The sequence below is a fragment of the Rhizobium sp. SEMIA 4085 genome (assembly GCF_013004495.1).
Taxonomy (GTDB): Bacteria; Pseudomonadota; Alphaproteobacteria; order Rhizobiales; family Rhizobiaceae; genus Rhizobium; species Rhizobium gallicum.
Genome location: NZ_JABEPH010000082.1, coordinates 1 through 18,655, shown reverse-complemented (window position 1 = coordinate 18,655; position 18,655 = coordinate 1). Strand labels below are relative to the sequence as shown.

Annotated in this window: 17 protein-coding genes, 1 pseudogene and 1 riboswitch; of the genes and pseudogenes, 11 read left to right on the top strand and 7 right to left on the bottom strand. The window is 60.7% G+C overall.

The window, feature by feature from the left end; all coding sequences use genetic code 11:
• Positions 1 to 1,004, bottom strand: a 1,004-nt coding sequence (locus C9413_RS11160) for an extracellular solute-binding protein (protein ID WP_170250453.1), incomplete at its 3' end; no start/stop codon positions are given.
• Between the two features lie 301 nt (positions 1,005 to 1,305).
• On the opposite strand from C9413_RS11160, the gene C9413_RS11155 reads away from it, so the two are divergent.
• From C9413_RS11155 to C9413_RS11105, 11 genes are all read left to right on the top strand, one after another.
• Positions 1,306 to 2,346 (top strand): LacI family DNA-binding transcriptional regulator, encoded by a 1,041-nt coding sequence (locus C9413_RS11155; protein WP_170250452.1) that lies wholly within the window; start codon positions 1,306 to 1,308, stop codon positions 2,344 to 2,346.
• 11 nt (positions 2,347 to 2,357) lie between these two features.
• Positions 2,358 to 4,283, top strand: a complete 1,926-nt coding sequence (locus tag C9413_RS11150; RefSeq protein WP_040115570.1) for a DUF5054 domain-containing protein — start codon at positions 2,358 to 2,360, stop codon at positions 4,281 to 4,283.
• A gap of 188 nt (positions 4,284 to 4,471) precedes the next feature.
• Positions 4,472 to 5,242, top strand: coding sequence for a GntR family transcriptional regulator (locus C9413_RS11145; protein WP_052451798.1), 771 nt, complete (start codon positions 4,472 to 4,474; stop codon positions 5,240 to 5,242).
• Positions 5,239 to 6,075: a 5-dehydro-4-deoxy-D-glucuronate isomerase gene (gene kduI, locus C9413_RS11140; RefSeq protein ID WP_040115569.1), complete on the top strand. Its 837-nt coding sequence runs from the start codon at positions 5,239 to 5,241 to the stop codon at positions 6,073 to 6,075. The genes C9413_RS11145 and kduI overlap by 4 nt, the downstream gene beginning before the upstream one ends.
• Positions 6,076 to 6,080: 5 nt before the next feature.
• The gene (gene kduD, locus C9413_RS11135; protein WP_040115568.1) at positions 6,081 to 6,836 is read left to right on the top strand and encodes a 2-dehydro-3-deoxy-D-gluconate 5-dehydrogenase KduD; all 756 of its coding nucleotides are present in this window, start codon (positions 6,081 to 6,083) and stop codon (positions 6,834 to 6,836) included.
• 63 nt (positions 6,837 to 6,899) lie between these two features.
• Positions 6,900 to 7,011, top strand: a riboswitch (TPP riboswitch).
• Positions 7,012 to 7,103: 92 nt separating this feature from the next.
• Complete coding sequence (gene thiC, locus C9413_RS11130) at positions 7,104 to 8,930, top strand: phosphomethylpyrimidine synthase ThiC (protein ID WP_040115567.1); 1,827 nt, start codon at positions 7,104 to 7,106, stop codon at positions 8,928 to 8,930.
• A gap of 1 nt (position 8,931) precedes the next feature.
• Positions 8,932 to 9,915, top strand: coding sequence for a glycine oxidase ThiO (gene thiO, locus C9413_RS11125; protein WP_040115566.1), 984 nt, complete (start codon positions 8,932 to 8,934; stop codon positions 9,913 to 9,915).
• A complete protein-coding gene (thiS, locus tag C9413_RS11120; RefSeq protein ID WP_040115565.1) occupies positions 9,912 to 10,109 on the top strand; it encodes a sulfur carrier protein ThiS in 198 nt (65 codons plus the stop codon). Before thiO ends, thiS begins: the two co-directional genes overlap by 4 nt.
• 3 nt (positions 10,110 to 10,112) lie before the next feature.
• Positions 10,113 to 10,886 carry a thiazole synthase gene (locus C9413_RS11115; protein ID WP_040115564.1) on the top strand — a complete coding sequence of 258 codons (774 nt, stop codon included), beginning with the start codon at positions 10,113 to 10,115 and terminating at the stop codon, positions 10,884 to 10,886.
• A complete protein-coding gene (locus tag C9413_RS11110) occupies positions 10,883 to 11,494 on the top strand; it encodes a thiamine phosphate synthase (RefSeq protein WP_040115563.1) in 612 nt (203 codons plus the stop codon). Before C9413_RS11115 ends, C9413_RS11110 begins: the two co-directional genes overlap by 4 nt.
• A complete protein-coding gene (locus C9413_RS11105) occupies positions 11,479 to 11,904 on the top strand; it encodes a PIN domain-containing protein (protein WP_052451797.1) in 426 nt (141 codons plus the stop codon). Before C9413_RS11110 ends, C9413_RS11105 begins: the two co-directional genes overlap by 16 nt.
• 248 nt (positions 11,905 to 12,152) lie before the next feature.
• On the opposite strand, the gene lpdA is transcribed toward C9413_RS11105, so the two are convergent.
• The 6 genes and pseudogenes from lpdA to C9413_RS11075 form a co-directional block, all read right to left on the bottom strand.
• A complete protein-coding gene (lpdA, locus tag C9413_RS11100) occupies positions 12,153 to 13,550 on the bottom strand; it encodes a dihydrolipoyl dehydrogenase (RefSeq protein ID WP_040115561.1) in 1,398 nt (465 codons plus the stop codon).
• Between the two features lie 5 nt (positions 13,551 to 13,555).
• Positions 13,556 to 14,815 (bottom strand): dihydrolipoamide acetyltransferase family protein, encoded by a 1,260-nt coding sequence (locus C9413_RS11095; RefSeq protein ID WP_040115560.1) that lies wholly within the window; start codon positions 14,813 to 14,815, stop codon positions 13,556 to 13,558.
• 3 nt (positions 14,816 to 14,818) lie between these two features.
• Positions 14,819 to 15,832, bottom strand: a complete 1,014-nt coding sequence (locus tag C9413_RS11090) for an alpha-ketoacid dehydrogenase subunit beta (RefSeq protein WP_170250451.1) — start codon at positions 15,830 to 15,832, stop codon at positions 14,819 to 14,821.
• Position 15,833: 1 nt separating this feature from the next.
• The gene (locus tag C9413_RS11085; RefSeq protein WP_040115559.1) at positions 15,834 to 17,066 is read right to left on the bottom strand and encodes a 3-methyl-2-oxobutanoate dehydrogenase (2-methylpropanoyl-transferring) subunit alpha; all 1,233 of its coding nucleotides are present in this window, start codon (positions 17,064 to 17,066) and stop codon (positions 15,834 to 15,836) included.
• Positions 17,067 to 17,130: 64 nt separating this feature from the next.
• On the bottom strand, positions 17,131 to 18,258 hold the full coding sequence (locus C9413_RS11080) for an acyl-CoA dehydrogenase family protein (protein WP_170250450.1): 1,128 nt from the start codon (positions 18,256 to 18,258) through the stop codon (positions 17,131 to 17,133).
• A gap of 13 nt (positions 18,259 to 18,271) precedes the next feature.
• A pseudogene (locus C9413_RS11075) lies at positions 18,272 to 18,655 on the bottom strand (acetyl-CoA C-acetyltransferase); the annotation flags it as partial.

The following is an 18,655-nucleotide window of genomic DNA, read 5'->3' as shown; positions in this document are numbered from 1 at the left end:
CCGGAAATGGTGACGAAATCCTGGCCGCGCAGGCCCTTGCCCGGCTGTGCGGCCGGCATCTTCTTCCAGGTCATGACCTTTTCGCGGTCGGCGACGGCAAATTCGGCCCCCGGTGCCGTCACCGAACGGTAGAACCAGTCTCCTTCGACGAGCATTGCCGTCTTGCCATCGCGGAAATTTGCAAAGGTACGGTTGCGGCCGTCTGACAAGAGCTGGGCGCGCTGATCGCCCAGTTTGTCGTCGACATAGATGGTCTTGTAAAGCCTCAGCGTATCGAGAATGCCTTGGCTGGCGACGATGTATTTTCCATTTTCGTCGGTGACCTGCTCGCCGGTGCCAAGAAGCGCCATCCAATAACCTTGCATGGTCGTTGCTTCGCCCATGGAAACGCCGGCGTTCAACTGCAGTGGAAAGGAATCTGGATCGGCAGCCTTGATCTTGCGCGCAGCGTCAAGCAGTTCGCCCCAGGATTTCGGCTGCCAGCTGTCTGCATCAAGACCGGCTTTCTGGAAGAGATCCCTGCGCACAAAGATCATGCGTGCATCGGTGCCGAGCGCAATTCCGTAAGGCTTGCCCTGGTAGCTCATTAAAGCCTTGGTGCCATCGGCGATATGGCTCCAGCCATCCCAACTGGCTACGTCCGGACCTGCTATTTCTTCAAGCGGCTTTAATAGCCCGCCCTGAACGAAGCTCGGAATGAGGAAGCCGTCGAAAGCCGAAATGTCCGGACCGGCGCCGGTCGAGAAGTCGAGCGCCAGTTGCTGCGTCAACTGTTCATCTTCGCCGCCGAATTGGGTCAGCTTGACAGTAACGTCCTTGCCTTGCGCCTTCATCTTTTCAGTGAAGGCCGGGATGACTTTCTTTTGGATCCATTCGGCCGTGCCGCTGTTCACGCCGCCGACGACGCAGCGGCAGGTGATGTCGAGATCGGTGGCTATGGCAGATCCCGACAAGGCAACTGCCGCCGAAACGCCAAGCAATAAAGACTGTATGCCCTTGCGCATTGCAACTCCTCCCTAGGATTCGGCCCGGTTGTCGACCGGACGCCTTTCGGTTCGGTGCATCGGAACGGACCGGATCCTCCTCCAAGCCACGTCCCACCTCGTCCAGCCCCAGAATGAACACGCTTTCATTTTTGTCAACACTGCGGGTTGCGAGCGCTGGAATTTTTCGGTGGACGAAAGCCGTAAAAGGCGGCAGAGTTCGCGTATGCGCCGTGAATCTACTTCATGGTGCTTGACGCTTTACCGTCGTCGAGTGCACGATGAATGAACACGTTTTCAATCCCAACGCCAGATGTCTTTCATGAGTGAACGCAGCGACAGAAAAATGGCCCGTGCGACCGCTGACCTGGTCGCGCGTGAAGCCAATGTTACGCGGGTTGCCGTTTCGCGCGCGTTCAACCCCAATGCATCTTTGAAGCCGGAAAAGCGCGACCGCATTCTGCAGATTGCTCGGGAGTTGAATTATACGCCGGATATGGCGGCGCGCTCGCTCGTCACGAGACGATCGCATCTTGTCGGCATGATCGTCCCCGACGTGTGCAGTCCCTGGGAAAGCCAGGAAATCGATGCATTGACGACGGCCTTGCAAGCGGAGGGTTTTGCCACTTTGCTGTTCAAGGCGAAGGCCGATTTGAGCATGGACCAGACCTTGCTCACCTATATGCGCGGTTTCAATCCGGATTCGGTCATTGCCTTTACGGAGAATGTGGAGCCGGACGTGCTTTGCGGATTTCTCGATCGCGCAGTGCCGATCTACATCATTTATGATGATGCGGAAGAGTTTGGCGGAAAGCCATCTGCCAGCCTCTACGACCGGTTGGTCGTGCGGCAGAAAGAGGGCATCGAGCAGGCCGTTGCGTTGCTGCAGGGTTACGGCGCCCGCCGCATTGCCTATCTTGGCGGAAAGCCGCAATCGCTGGCCAATGCCGAGCGTGAACGCATCATCACGCAGGTGCTTTTAGGGCGCGGCATGCCGCCGCCGATCGTCGTGCCTGGCGACTACACCTACGATACCGCCTATCGCGCGACGGTGGATCTTTTCCGTGTCGGCGATGGAGCCGATGCCATCTTTGCCTCCAACGACGTCGGCGCGTTCGGCGCAATCGATGCGTTGCGTCACGAGCTTTCCTTGTCGGTGCCGGGCGACGTCAAGATCGTCGGCTTCGACGACATCCCGCAATCGCATTGGAAGAGCTACAACCTCACCACCGTCCGGATCGATCTGCCAGATCGGGTTCGGGCGCTTGTCCGGCTGATGCTCAAGCGGCTCAAGACACCCGAGGCCGGACCCTTGATCGAGACGCTGAGCACCCGTCTCGTCGTGCGCGGCACGGTTGGCTGAATGGAAGGTTCATGACGCAAAAGCGTGTGCATCTGGTCTTCAAGACCCATCTCGACATCGGTTTCACCGACCATGCCGAAAAGGTCCGCCGTCAGTATCACGAGCGCTTCATTCCGCAAGCGATCGAGACGGGCCAGCATTTTTACGCTGAAGATCCAGATGATTTGAAGTTCATCTGGACCACCGGCGCCTGGTTGATTTGGGACCATCTGAATTCGTGCCGGCCGCAAGAGGTGGCGAAACTGGAGCAGGCAATCGAACGCGGGCTCATCCGTTGGCATGGCCTGCCGTTCACCACGCATACGGAGTTGATGTCGCCCGACCTCTTCCGGGCCGGTCTTTCCTACTCGCAGGAACTGGATCGGCGCTTCGGCAAGAAGACGATTGCAGCGAAGATGACGGACGTGCCGGGACACACGCTCGGCATGGTGCCACTGCTTGCCGAAGCCGGCATTCGTTTCCTGCATCTCGGCGTCAACACTGCTTCGCCGCCGCCGCAGGTGCCTGATATCTTTCGCTGGCGCGCGCCCGGCGGCGAAGAGATCGTTGTGATGTATCAGCGTTCCTATGGCGAAACATACTTCCCGGACGGTGTTTCCGAGGGTTTGGGCTTTGCGCACACGAGCGACAATATTGGCCCGCAAAGCGTGGCGCAGACAGCCGACGTCTACCGGCAGATGCACCAGCGTAATCCCGATGCGATCATCCGTGCAGCGACGCTCGAGGACTACGGGGCGCTTCTTTGGGAAAATCGCGAACGCTTTCCGCGCATGGAGCTCGAGCTCGGTGATAGCTGGATTCACGGCATTGCCAGCGATCCGCAGAAAACCGCGCAGTTTCTCGCGTTGCAGCGGCTCTATGACCGCTTTGCGGCTGAGGGCTTGAATTCCGCCCGGCTCGCATTCGGCCGCAAGCTTGCGATGGTTGCAGAACATACCTGTGGCGTCGACATCAAATCCTATCTCCGAGATGACCAGGCATGGTCCCGCGAGGATTTCGAAACAGCCCGGGCGAGCGACTTCCGGTTTGCCTATGCGGAAGCCTCCTGGAATGAGCAGCGCTCCTATCTCGATGAAGCCGTACGGCAGCTGGATGGCGCCGATGCCACGGCGGCAAAGGCCGCTCTAACCGAGCTTTCCGCGCCCGTTATGATCTCGGCGGGCGAACGCCAGCAGCGCCTTTCGGCCGGTGGTTGGGCTATTGATGTTGATCCAGTATCCGGCGACATTTGCGCTCTTACGATGCCTACCGGCAAGAAGATTGCCGGTCGCAGCGGATCGCTGATTGCCTATCGCTACGAGAGCTATGACGCCAGCGATGTCGCCCGGCATATGGATACATATCTTACGCATCGTCAGGAATGGGCGATCCTCGATCACGACAAGCCGGGGCTTGCCAGGTCCGGTGCTGCACTGTCGAGAACCTACATGCCTGCCTTGAAGGCCGCTGGTCGAGCAGGGGTGCTGCTTGCGATGCCCGATGAAGCGGTCAGCCGATACGGCGCGCCGGAGTATGTCATGCTGCAATTTTTAACGCGCGGCGATGCTCTTGAGTTTCGGCTGACGATGCATTCAAAAGCGGCCAACCGCATGCCGGAGGCAAGCTTTCTTTCCTTCACGCCTCAAGCAAAGGCCGAATGGAGCTTGCGCAAGATGGGGCTCTGGCACAAAAGCGGCGATATTGCTCGAAGCGGCGGCGCTCAGCTCCAGGCTGTTAGCGGCGTTCGTGGCGATATGAATGGGACTGTGCTGTCCATCGAACCATTCGACACGCCGCTCGTCGCACCGCAAAACTGGGATTTTATGACTTTTTGCAAAGCGTTGCCTGACTTTTCCGACGGCGTGCGCTTCAACCTGCACAACAATAAATGGGGTACGAACTTTCCCATGTGGTGGGAAGGCGACTTTTCGGCGCGCTACCGTCTCAGAGTCACCTAAGGAGCCAGCCTCCTGGTTGCTAACGTTTGCCGCTTTCACGCCGCCCCTTTTTATTCGCCCATCCATCGATCGATTTTCCGTTGCCCGCAGTCAGATACTAATATACTACTTCCGCGAAGGCCTGCGGGAGGGCAATCGGTGCAAGTCAATCGGTATTTCAAACTGCGATTTGACAAAACGCGTGGCCAATGAGCGAAGCACGCAAGAAGCGGTCCTTGGCGGGCGTAACCCAACTTTCCCATCAGCGTGCCGCAGCTCCTCGCGCCGCAACCCTGGTCTACGATGTCTTGCGCGACGACATCCTCTCGCTTCGGCGCAAGCCCATGGACTTGTTGAGCGAGAAGGAGTTGGAGGCGCATTTCGGCGTCAGCCGAACGCCGATCCGCGAGGCGATCTTACGTCTTTCCGACGATGGCCTCGTTGATATCTTTCCCCAGTCCGGCACGTTCGTCTCGCGCATTCCGCGCCGCGCTCTCTATGAAGCCATTCTTGTGCGCAAAGCCCTTGAGATAACCACCGTCGGCCATGCCGTCGACAAGATGACGCCAGCCGGCATCCGCCTGCTCGATCGCAATCTCGACGACCTTGGCGCCTGCCTTCGCAATGGCGACGTGGCGGCATTCCACCGGCTTGATATCGATTTCCACAAACTGATCAGCGATATCGCCGGCTTTTCCGGCATCTGGGCAATTATCGAGCAGGTCAAGGTGCACAGCGACCGTTACCGCCTCCTGACGTTGCCGCAGGATGGCCGTCTCGCCCGCGTCATCGAGGAGCATTCGACCGTCATCGGCTATATGCGCAGGGGCGACAAGAAGGGTGCCGTCGAGGCAATGGACCTCCATCTCGGCAGACTTCTGTACGAGGTCGAAAGGGCCGAAATCTGGGACCCGAATTACTTTATCGAAGATGCGAAGAAATCTTTGGTATGCACTGAAAAGAAAGGAAATTTTCAATGAAAGTCGACGTAAGACATGCTTCCCATCCCGAGGCCGTCCGCGCCTACGACACCGACACACTGCGACGCCACTTTCTTGTCGACACCGTCTTCGAAGGCGGCGAAATCAGGCTTACCTATTCGCATTACGACCGCATGGTGATCGGCGGCGCAATGCCGCTCGGCGCCGCGCTCACGTTGACGGCGCCAAAAGCAATCGGCCAGGAAACCTTCCTTGCCGAACGCGAACTCGGTGCGCTGAACATCGGGGGAGCAGGCCGCGTCCTGGTCGACGGCAAGGCGTACGACAGCGCGAAATACGATTGCCTATATATCGGCAAGGGCGCGGTGGACATCCGCTTCGAAAGTGCTGATGCCGGTAATCCCGCCAAATTCTACCTCGTTTCGACGCCGGCACATCAACCGCATCCCACGGTGCTATTGACGCGCGAACAGGCTCGGCATCTCACGTTTGGCGAAGCGGCAACTGCCAACAGGCGATCAATCTTCCAGTTCATCCATCCCGAGGTCTGCCAGTCCTGCCAGCTCACCATGGGACTGACCGTGCTGGAGCCGGGCAGCATCTGGAACACCATGCCGAGCCACATCCATGACCGTCGCATGGAAGCCTACCTGTACTTCGATCTCGATGCCGATCAGCGCATCTTCCATTTCATGGGCGAACCGCAGGAGACCCGGCACATGCTGGTTGCAAACGAGCAGGCGATCATCTCGCCTCCGTGGTCGATCCATTCAGGTGCTGGCACCAAGAATTACAGCTTCATCTGGGCGATGGCCGGTGACAACAAGAGCTTCACCGACATGGATCAGATCGCGATTGCAGATTTAAGGTAAGTCCAATGGCAAACCCATTTGATCTTTCCGGCCGCGTGGCCATTGTCACCGGCGCCAATACTGGCATAGGGCAGGGCATTGCGATGGCGCTTGCGCAAGCAGGTGCCTCGATTGCCGCCGTCGGCCGCTCGTCCATGGATGAAACCGAGGCGATGGTCACGGAGGCTGGCGCGCGCTTCCACGCCATCAACGCCGATCTTGGCACGATCGCGCCGGTAAAGCGCATCGTCGCCGAAACGCTCTCGGCCTTCGGTGCACTCGACATCCTCGTCAACAATGCCGGTATCATTCGCCGCGCCGATGCGATCGACTTCACCGAGGAAGACTGGGACGCAGTCATCGACACCAATCTCAAAACGGCCTTCTTCCTGGCTCAGGCCGCTGGCCGCCACATGATCGAAAAGGGCAGGGGCAAGATTATCAACATCGCCTCGCTGCTGTCCTTCCAAGGCGGCATCCGCATTCCGTCCTACACGGCCTCCAAGAGCGGCCTTGCCGGTGTCACAAGGCTGCTTGCCTGCGAATGGGCAGCCAAAGGCGTCAACGTCAACGCCATCGCGCCCGGCTACTTTGTCACCAACAACACGACGGCGCTCCGAGAAGATTTGGACCGCAGTACCGCCATTCTGGCACGCATCCCGGCAGGGCGGTGGGGAGTGCCCGCCGAACTCGGCGGTGCGGCGGTGTTTCTCGCCTCATCCGCGTCCGACTACGTCCACGGCACCGTCCTGCCGGTCGACGGCGGGTGGCTGGCACGCTGACTGCAAAGGAGGGTGACGTGAGCCGCTCGTCTTGACACCGGCGACACCCGACCTTAACCTTTGAACATTCACCAGGGGGGTCCCGGCAAGGGGCTGAGATACTGCTGTCGCGCGCAGTGACCCGTTGAACCTGATCCAGTTCATACTGGCGTAGGGACGGTGCGAGCGCTCGAAAGGCTTGGAATTCACGCGTGGAATCCATGCCGGCGTCTTTCCATCATTCCGGCTGAGGACTGGGTCTCCAATCACAACTTGGAGCCTCAAACCATGAATATTGCCGCAAAGACCATTACCCCGACCGTTACCACCGGCCCGTTGCCGGCATCCCGCAAAGTTTACGTTGCGGGAGATATCCATCCCGGCATTCGCGTGCCTATGCGCGAGATCAGCGTTCATCCGACCGCAGGCGAGCCGCCAGTCGCGGTCTATGATTCGTCTGGCCCTTATACGGTCGAGGGGGCCGATATTCGCATCGAAGAAGGCTTGCCTCAGCTTCGGCGCGACTGGGTGCTGGCCCGCGGCGACGTCGAGGCCTATCAGGGTCGCCACGTGCGCCCGGAAGACAATGGTTTTGCCAGCGGTGAGCGGCTGACGCCCGAATTTCCCGGCCAGCGCCAGCCGCTGCGGGCCAAGAATGGCAAGGCCGTCACCCAGCTTGCCTATGCGCGTGCCGGCATCATCACGCCGGAAATGGAATTCATCGCCATCCGCGAAAATCTCGGCCGAAAGGCTCAAGGCGAGGCCATAGTGCGCGACGGCGAAAGCTTCGGTGCCCATATCCCCGACTATGTCACACCGGAATTCGTCCGGCAGGAAGTGGCCGCAGGCCGCGCGATCATCCCCGCCAACATCAATCATCCGGAGGCCGAACCGATGATCATCGGTCGCAACTTCCTGGTGAAAATCAACGCCAATATCGGCAATTCCGCCGTCACTTCGTCGATGGCCGAAGAGGTCGAAAAGATGGTTTGGGCGGCGCGCTGGGGTGCCGATACGGTCATGGACCTTTCGACCGGCCGCAACATCCACAATATCCGCGAATGGATCATCCGCAATTCGCCATTGCCGATCGGTACCGTGCCGCTCTACCAGGCGCTGGAAAAGGTCGAAGGCGTTGCCGAGAACCTGACATGGGAGGTTTATCGTGACACGCTGATCGAACAGGCGGAACAGGGTGTCGACTATTTCACCATCCATGCCGGCGTGCGGCTCCACTATATCCCGCTGACCGTCAACCGGGTGACCGGAATCGTCTCGCGCGGCGGCTCGATCATGGCGAAGTGGTGTCTGCATCACCACCGTGAGAGTTTTCTTTACGAGCATTTCGAGGAGATCTGCGATATCTGCCGCGCCTATGATGTCTCCTTCTCGCTCGGCGACGGCCTGCGGCCGGGCTCGATTGCCGATGCCAATGACGCAGCGCAGTTCGCCGAGCTCGAAACCCTTGGCGAACTGACGAAGATTGCCTGGGAAAAGGACTGCCAAGTGATGATCGAAGGGCCAGGCCATGTTCCGATGCACAAGATCAAGGAAAACATGGACAAGCAGCTTGCCGTCTGCGGCGAGGCGCCCTTCTACACGCTCGGCCCTCTGACGACGGATATCGCACCCGGCTACGACCATATCACCTCAGGCATAGGAGCTGCGATGATTGGTTGGTTCGGGACGGCCATGCTTTGCTATGTCACGCCAAAGGAGCATCTGGGGTTGCCGGATCGCAATGATGTCAAGACCGGGGTGATCACCTACAAAATCGCAGCGCATGCCGCCGACCTCGCCAAGGGACATCCGGCCGCGCGTCTTCGCGACGACGCATTGTCCCGCGCCCGCTTCGAGTTCCGCTGGGAGGATCAGTTCAATCTCTCGCTAGACCCGGAAACAGCCCGCAGCTTCCATGACGAAACGCTGCCGAAAGAGGCGCACAAGGTCGCGCATTTCTGCTCGATGTGCGGCCCGAAATTCTGCTCCATGCGGATTTCGCACGACATTCGCGCCGAGGCGCAGAAGGAGGGCCTGGATGCGATGGCAGCAAAATTCCGAGAGGGCGGGGATCTCTACGTTCCAATCGAAGCACTTCAGCATTCGGGCGACTGAGATGCGCGTGCTTGTCAAAGGGGCCGGCGTTGCCGGCCTCTCGGTTGCCCATGCGCTTCAAGCCCGCGGTGCTGATGTGACGGTCGTGGATCCGAATGAGGGTTTCAGGGGTGCCGCATCCTGGTTTGCCGGCGGAATGCTGGCGCCTTGGTGCGAGCGGGAAAGTGCTGACGAAGCAGTGCTCTTACAGGGCCTCGACGCCGCCGACCGGTGGGAGGCGATGGTGCCGGGAGAAGTGCGACGCAATGGTACGCTCGTGGTCGCGCCGGCCCGCGATCTTGGTGAACTGCAACGCTTCGCCAGCCGCACGACCGGTTGTGAATGGCTCGATGGGAAGGCCATTGCCGGGCTGGAACCCGCCCTTGCCGGGCGCTTCCGGCAAGGCCTGTTCTTTCCTCGCGAAGCCCATCTTGATCCCCGCCGGGCGCTCGCAAGGCTGCGGGAGAGGCTTGCAACGCAGGGCGTGTCCTTCGTTCGAGATGCCGACGAGGTCAGCTTCGACGACTATGTCGACTGCACTGGTGCGGCGCAGATTGGCAAGGCCGGCGGACTTCGCGGTGTTCGCGGCGAGATGCTCTATCTCAAGACCCGGGAGGTGGACCTTTCCCGCCCGGTTCGCCTGCTGCATCCGCGCATCCCGCTCTACATCGTCCCTCGCAGCGACGGGCTTTTCATGGTCGGTGCCACGATGATCGAAACCGATTTCGACGGGCCGATTTCGGCACGCTCGTTGATGGAACTGCTGAACGCCGCCTACGCGCTTCATCCGGCCTTTGCAGACGCAACCGTCGTCGAGACCGGCGCCGGAATCCGCCCCGCCTTCGCCGATAACTTTCCCCGCGCCGTCCGCGACGCGAACACAGTATTCGTCAACGGCTTGTATCGTCACGGTTTTTTGCTGGCACCGGCAATGGCGGCCGAAGCTGTGGAGCTTGTATTCGGCAAACCCCAACAAGTAGGCCAACAAGAAGGGATGTTTTCATGAGACTGATCATCAATGGCGAGGCTCAGAATATCTGTGCCAAGACGCTTTCCGAGCTGCTGAGCCTGATGGAGTACGAAGGCGAGTGGCTCGCAACCGCCGTCAACGGCGAGCTCGTCCACCGGGAGGAGCGGGCGGGCCATACGCTTGACGAGAATGACCGGATAGAAATTCTGACCCCGATGCAGGGAGGTTGAGCCATGCTGAACCTTTATGGAGCCGAAATTGCGTCCCGCCTTCTTCTCGGAACGGCTCGCTATCCCTCACCGGCAATCTTGACTGAAGCCGTCCAGCGATCGCAGACCGCTATCGTCACCGTCTCTTTGCGGCGTGAAACCGCCGGCGGCCGGAACGGTGGTGGGTTTTTCGACATGATCCGGGCGCTCGGCGTACGTGTGCTGCCCAATACGGCCGGCTGCCATGGCGTCTCCGAAGCCGTGCTGACGGCGAAGATGGCGCGCGAGGTGTTTCAGACCAACTGGATCAAGCTGGAGGTGATCGGCAATCACGATACGCTGCAGCCCGATGTCTTTGGGCTGGTCGAAGCCGCGCGTATCCTCTCGGGTGAGGGCTTCGAAGTCTTTCCTTACACGACCGATGATCTTGTGGTGGCGGAACGCTTGCTGGAAGCGGGGTGCAAGGTTTTGATGCCCTGGTGCGCGCCGATCGGCAGTGCCGCCGGGCCGCTCAATCTCTCTGCCCTTCGAGCGATACGCGGGCATTTTCCCGAGGTGCCGCTGATCGTCGACGCCGGCATCGGCAGGCCCTCGCATGCAGCAACCGTCATGGAACTCGGCTTTGATGCGGTTCTTCTCAACACCGCTGTGGCGGGCGCCGGCGATCCTGTCTCCATGGCCGAGGCTTTTGCCAGGGCAATCGAGGCGGGCCATCAGGCATTCGGTGCCGGTATGTTGGAGCCGCGCGAGATGGCCGTGCCCTCGACGCCGGTCATCGGAACGGCGGTCTTTGCATGAGGCTCGATCCATTCTATCTGATTGTCGACAGCGCAGAGTGGATCGCCCGCTTGGTCCCGCTCGGCGTCAAGCTGGTTCAACTCCGCATCAAGGACCGGACCGAGGCAGAAATCCGTGCTGATATCCGCAACGCAAAGTCGATCTGCTCCGCGAATGGATGCCAGCTGATCATCAACGACTATTGGCAACTGGCGATCGAGGAGGGATGCGATTTCCTCCATCTGGGACAGGAGGATCTGGCCGGAGCCGATCTTTCCGCGATTCGTGAAGCCGGTCTGAAGCTCGGGCTCTCGACGCATGACGGAGCCGAGCTGGAGACAGCGCTCTCCGCAAGGCCGGACTATGTCGCGCTCGGCCCAATCTATGCGACGATCCTGAAGCAGATGAAATGGGCGCCGCAGGGGCTGGAACGACTCCGCGAATGGAAAATACGCATCGCCGGCCTGCCGCTTGTCGCCATCGGCGGGCTGAATGTCGATCGAATCGACGGCGTCTTTGCCCATGGCGCAGACAGCGCGGCCGTTGTGACCGACATTACGCTCAACAGCGATCCAGAGGCAAGAACGAGGCAGTGGCTAAAGGCCACCGCCAGATGGAGAAGCTCATAAATTTGCTCGCAACCGGCGGCCACTCCTACGTCGAGGCGTTCACAGCATGGATGCGCGCCCATAGTGACCGGCTTTATCTTTCGACGATCACCATTGCCGAGATCGAGGCAGGCGTTGCTCGAGCCGTCAGGATCGCAACGACGACGAAGGCGGAGAACTTAGGCCGCTGGCTATCGGCGGTGGAACATTTCTATGCGGGGCGCATCCTGCCGTTCGGCATCGAGGAGGCGCGTCATGCCGGCCTGCTTCTCGACCGGGCGCGTGCCCATGATCCCGGCTTCGAGGACATCGCAATTGCCGCCACCGCCGCCGCGCACGGTCTCACCGTTCTGACGGCCAATGAGCGCCATTTCAAGCCGCTCGGTGTGCCGCTCGCCAATCCCTTGAAGCAGTTGCCGACCATGCAATGATCGGCCGTATCGTGACCGACCGGCGTATCCCGGCGGAGTGCTTCCCGTCTTTGTTTCGTCTCCCCTTTCGGGGAGCACTTTACCAAAAGCCGCGAGAAAGCCAGACGACGTCTTCCCGACCGAAAGCCACTGTTGCCGTGCTCACAAGACGCGATTCCCGGCTCGTACGGAAATGGAAGATGCAAGAACTAGGCTCTGACATCGGCGCGCTAGTCCCACGCAATCTACGGACCGTTCGCAACTACACGTCATGTGTGCAATGCATGGCCGAGTGCCTTAAGGGCTGCTTCCTGGATGGCTTCACTGCGTGTCGGATGGGCATGGATCGTACCGGCGATATCCTCGAGGCGCGCGCCCATCTCCATGGCGTGCGCGAAGGTGGCCGAAAGCTCCGAAACCCCGGCGCCGACGGCCTGAAGGCCGAGGACAAGATTGCTGTCGGCGCGAGCCACGACACGCACGAAGCCTTCGTCCGAATGCATCGTCATGGCGCGGCCGTTGGCGCTGAAGGGAAATTGGCCGACGCGGATCTCATAGCCCTGAGCACGGGCCTCGCCGGGGGAAAGACCCGCCGTCACGATCTCCGGGTCCGTGAAGCAAACTGCCGGAATGCAGCGCTTGTCCCAGGCACGCTTCCGGCCGGCCACAATCTCGGCCACCATTTCGCCCTGCGCCATGGCGCGGTGGGCAAGCATCGGCTCGCCGGTGACATCGCCGATCGCATATATGCCCCGCATCGACGTGCGGCAGCGCTCGTCGATGCGCAGGTAAGGCCCTGAACGATCTAGATCGAGCTCTTCCAGCCCCGATCCTGTGGTTTTCGGCTTGCGTCCGACGGTGACCAGGATGCGGTCGGCCGGCAGCTGTTGTTCCTGACTATCCGCCGCCTCGACAAAGAGTGCATTTCCGTCGCCAGAGAGCCCCTTGGCTTTTGCACTGGTCAGCACGCGAATGCCGAGCTCTCCGAGCTTGCGTAGCACAGGGCGCACGAGATCGGCATCATATTGCGGCAGGATCTGCGGCAGTGCTTCGACAACGGTCACCTCGGAGCCCATCTTGGCAAAGGCGGTGCCGAGCTCGAGGCCGATATAGCCGCCGCCGACAACCACAAGCTTCTCCGGCAGATCCTTAAGCGACAAGGCCTCGGTTGAGGAAATGACGCGACCACCGAAGGGAAGACTTGCAAGGTCGACCGGCTCCGAGCCGGTGGCGATGACCACGGTGTCGGCGCGAATGATCTGCGCACCCGTTTCCGTCTCCACCTCCACGGTCTTGCCGTCGCGAAAAACCGCGCGTCCGTGGACGATCTTGACATTCGCCTTATGAAGCAGCGTTGAGACACCGCTGGTGAGCCGGCCAACGATACCATCCTTCCAACCGATGGTTTTCGCCAGGTCGATGGCAGCATCCGCCACACGGATGCCGATCGGGCTCCTTCCGGCAGCCATGCGGCGGACTACGGCGAACTCTTCTGCCGCATGAATTAGCGCCTTGGACGGGATGCAGCCGACATTCAGGCAGGTTCCGCCAGGTTTGCTCTCCTCCACGATGACGGTGTCGATGCCGAGCTGGCCAGCCCGGATGGCGCAGACATAGCCTCCAGGACCGGCGCCGATGACGAGGAGCTTGCAGACGATCTCTTTCATAAAACTCAGCTTTCGATGAAAATGAGTGCCGGCGTTTCGAGAAGAACCCGGACGCGCTGGACGAAGGTGGCAGCATCCCATCCGTCTACGATGCGATGGTCGAAGCTTGAGGAGAGGTTCATCATCTTCCGCGGCACGAACTGCGTGCCGTCCCAGACCGGACGGACGGCGATCTTGTTGACGCCGATGATGGCAACTTCGGGATGATTGATCACAGGCGTCGAGACGATGCCGCCGAGCGCGCCGAGCGAACTGATGGTGATCGTCGAGCCGCCGAGCTCATCACGCGTCGCTGAACCCGTGCGCGCCGCCTCCGCAAGCCGGTTCATCTCGCTGGCGCAATCCCAGATGCCGCGCGCCTCCGTATGTCGCACGACAGGCACCACCAGCCCGGCGGGCGTCTGCGCTGCAATGCCGATGTGGACGGCCCCATGACGGGTGAGTACGCCTGTATGATCGTCGAAGGTAGCGTTGAGGTTTGGCTGTTCAGCAACCGCCTTGACGATTGCCCGCATCAGGAAAGGCAGGACGGTAAGCTTCGGCTGTTCCGGCTTGCGGTCGCGGTTCATTGTGGCTCTCAGTTCCTCCAGCGCCGTCATGTCGATCTCCTCGACATAGGTAATGTGGGGAATGCGGGAGGCTGACAGCGACATCTTCTCGGCAATGCGCCGGCGAAGGCCGGTAAGTTTGATCTCTTCTGTCGTAGTCTTTCTTCCTGGAACCACTTGCGCCGGGAAGGGGGCCGCGCCGTGCGCGAAAAACTGGTCGATATCCTCGCGCAGGATACGGCCGGCAGGACCGCTTCCCGTCACCTGCCTGAGATCGATGCCGTTCTCCCGGGCAAAGAGCCGGACGGCAGGGGAGGCGAGCGGCTTTTCGGCGGGCACCGCAACAATTTCACGAGGCGCGGTAGCGGCTTTCGGTACCGTTCCCTTTGTGAGATCTAATGCAGGCAACGGTGGCTCAAGAGCTTTCGCGGGCGTTACAGCCGCAGGGATTTCGGTTCGAATCTCGCCGCCTTCACCGGCCGTCTCGATGCGCACCAAAGGCGCCTTCACGGCGACCCGGTCGCCGATCTCCGCCCCTAGCCAGACGACGATGCCGGTAACGGGAGAAGGGATTTCGACCGTCGCCTTATCCGTCATGACGGCGGCGATCACCATGTCCTCGCGCACGGGATCACCGGCCTTTACGTGCCATTCGACAAGTTCAGCCTCGGCCACCCCTTCGCCGACATCGGGCATCTTGATCGTAAACTCGCCCATGGCTTACGCCTCCATCACTTCTGCAAGTGCCCGCCCGACGCGCGCAGGCCCGGGGAAATAGTCCCATTCCTGTGCGTGCGGATAGGGCGTGTCCCAACCGGCGACACGCATGACCGGCGCTTCCAGATGGTAGAAACAATGCTCCTGCACGAGCGACACCACTTCGGCACCAAAGCCGGACGTAAGCGTTGCCTCATGGACGACGACGCAGCGGCCGGTCTTCGTGACCGACTGTACGATGGTATCGAGATCGAGTGGCAAGAGGCTTCGTAAATCGATGACTTCGGCATCAATGCCGGCATCCTCCGCAGCTGCAAGCGCTACATGCACCATGGTGCCATAGGCAATGACTGTCACGGCAGATCCCAACCGCCTGATCTCGGCCCTGCCGCTCGGGACGGTATAGTGTCCCTCAGGTACTTCGCCGAGGTCATGTTTCGACCAGGGGGTCACAGGGCGCTCGTGATGACCGTCGAAGGGACCGTTGTAGAGCCGCTTCGGCTCCAGGAACATCACCGGATCCGGATCCTCGATGGACGAGATGAGCAGGCCCTTGGCATCAAAAGGGTTGGAAGGCACGACAACCTTCAGGCCGCAGACATGGGTAAAGAGCGCCTCCGGGCTTTGGCTGTGCGTCTGACCGCCGAAGATACCGCCGCCGGTTGGCATACGCAGCACGATGGGGCAGGTGAAATCCCCGTTCGAGCGGTAACGGATGCGGGCGGCCTCTTGAGTGATCTGGTCGTAGGCAGGATACATGTAATCGGCAAATTGGATTTCGACGCAGGGCTTTAACCCGTAAGCCGCCATGCCGATCGCCGTTCCGACGATGCCGGATTCGCTGATCGGCGTATCGAAGCAGCGGGTCTTGCCGTATTTAGCCTGAAGCCCTTGCGTGCAGCGGAAAACACCGCCGAAGTAACCGACGTCCTCGCCGAACACCACGACGCTGTCGTCGCGGGCCATCGAAACGTCCATGGCACTGCGCACGGCCTCAATCATCGTCATTCTGGCCATCTCAGTATCCCGCTTTCTGCCGCTGGCGGCGAATATGCGGCGGCATCTCGGCATAGACGCCCTCGAAGATGTCGCGCACGGAAGGTCTGCCGCCGGCATGCAGTGTGCCGTGCTGCTCTGCCTTTCTTTGCGCCTCGATCACCTCGTCGATGATCTCAGCCTCCGCCTGAAGATGACGTTCTTCGGACCAGACGCCCCTGACGATCAGATGCTTTTTCAGGCGAAGAACCGGATCGCCAAGCGGCCAGGCCTCAGACTCCGTCTTCGGACGATAAGCGCTCGGATCGTCCGACGTCGAATGGGCGCCGACGCGATAGGTCACATATTCGATCAGCGTCGGACCGAGATTCCGCCTGGCGCGCTCGGCTGCCCAGCAGGCAACGGCATGGACGGCGAGATAGTCGTTGCCGTCGACACGCAGTGCCGGGATGCCGAAGCCGAGACCGCGGGCAGCGAAAGTACCGGAGCCACCGCGGGCGATGCCCTGGAACGTCGAGATCGCCCATTGATTGTTGACGATATTGAGGATCACTGGAGCCTTGTACGTGGAGGCGAAAACCAACGCGGAGTGAAAGTCGGATTCGGCTGTCGAGCCATCGCCGATCCAACCGGCGGCGATTTTGCTGTCGTTCTTGATGGCCGACGCCATCGCCCAGCCGACTGCCTGAACATATTGCGTCGCGAGATTTCCGGAGATCGTGAAGAAACCGTGGTCCTTCGAGGAATACATGATCGGCAGCTGCCGGCCGTGCAGCGGGTCGCTCTCATTCGAGTAGATCTGGTTCATCATCTCGACCATCGGATAGTCGTCGGCGATCAACAGTCCCGCCTGGCGATAGGTCGGAAAGTTCATATCGCCCTTGCGCAACGCCTTGCGGAAGGCGCAGCTGACGGCTTCCTCCCCGAGATGCTGCATGTAGAAGGATGTCTTTCCCTGGCGCTGCGCCATCAGCATGCGGGCGTCAAAGGCCCTGAGCTTCATCATGTGGCGAAGGCCGGTGAGCAGTTCGCCGTCCGAAAGCATGCCCGACCACGGGCCGACGGCCTCACCGTCGCGATTAAGGACGCGGATGATCGAATAGGCGAGCTCGCGGATGTCCTCAGACGCGACATCGACCTCAGGGCGCGGCACAGCGCCTGCCTTGGCGATCTTGACGTTGGAAAAATCAGGCTGGCCGCCCGGACGGACGGCGGGTTCGGGGACATGCAAGCTCAGTTGAGCGAATTCCGCCATATGGTCTCATTCCTCCCTTTGCCGTCCGCTCCTCTCCTCCAGGAGGGGACAGCGCATCCTTGGTTTACAGATTGCGCGCAATCACCATGCGCTGCACATCGCTCGTTCCTTCATAAATCTGACAGATGCGGACATCCCGGTAGATCCGCTCGACCGGATAATCGGCCATATAGCCGTAGCCGCCATGGATCTGGATCGCGTCGGAGCAGACCCTCTCTGCCATTTCGGAGGCAAAGAGCTTCGCCATCGAGGCTTCGGAAAGACACGGCAGGCCGCTTTCGCGCAATGCCGCTGCATGGAAGACGAGCTGGCGCGCGGCCTCGATCTGCGTCGCCATGTCGGCAAGACGGAAGGCGACGGCCTGGTGCTCGATGATCGGTTTGCCAAAAGCGACACGCTCGAGCGCATAGTCGCGCGCCGCCTCATAGGCCGCGCGTGCCATGCCAACCGCCTGCGCGGCAATGCCGATCCGCCCGCCTTCGAGATTGGCCAGCGCGATGCGGTATCCTTCCCCTGCCGCGCCGAGCCTGAGTTCAGCGGGGATGAGCATGCCGTTGAAGGCGATCTGGCAGGTATCGGTCGAATGGAGGCCAAGCTTTTCTTCGACACGGATGACTTCGTAACCGGGTGTATCGGTCGGCACAATGAAAGCGGTGATACCCTTCTTGCCGGCTTCGGGATCGGTGACCGCGAAGACGATGATCATCTGGCCATTCTTGCCCGAGGTGATGAACTGCTTGGCGCCGTCGAGCACATAATGATCGCCGTTGCGGCGCGCGCGGCTGCGCAGGTTTGAGGCATCGGAGCCTGCCTGCGCCTCGGTCAGTGCGAAACCTCCGATCCATTCGCCGCTCGCGAGCCTCGGCAAGAAGTGCTGCTTCTGTTCTTCATTGCCGAATTTCAGGATCGGCACGCAGGCAACCGAGCTATGGACGCTCATGATGGTCGAGCACGGCCCGTCGCCGGCGGCGATCTCCTCGAGCGCGGCAGCATAGGCGACAGTGCCGGTGTCGGAGCCTCCAAAGGCTTCCGGAACGAGCATGCCAAGCAGACCGAGCTCGCCCATCTCGTTCAGTTCCTCGCGAGGGAAGGAGTGATCGCGATCGCGGGCGGCGGCGCCCGGTGCCAGGCGCTCGCGGGCGAAATCGCGCGCCAGATCGCGAATTTGCTGCTGCAGGTCGGAAAGGATCATCCGGGTTCCTCCCTTAGTGCCGTTCGAGGGCGACCGCAGTTGCCTCGCCGCCGCCGATGCAAAGTGCGGCCATGCCGCGCTTCAGGTCGTATCGCTCAAGAGCCGCAAGCAGCGTGACAATGATACGTGCTCCCGATGCACCGATCGGATGGCCAAGCGCACAGGCACCGCCATGCACGTTGACCTTGTCGTGCGGCAGGTGGAGATCGCGCATCGCAGCCATGGCGACGACCGCGAAAGCCTCGTTGATTTCGAAAAGATCGACTGTATCAAACGACCAGCCGGCGCGATCGGAAAGCTTCTCAAGAGCACCGATCGGCGCGGTCGCAAAGAGATTGGGCGCCTGCGAATGGGTGGCGTGGGCAGTGATCGGGGCAAGCGTCTCCAATCCGGCGCG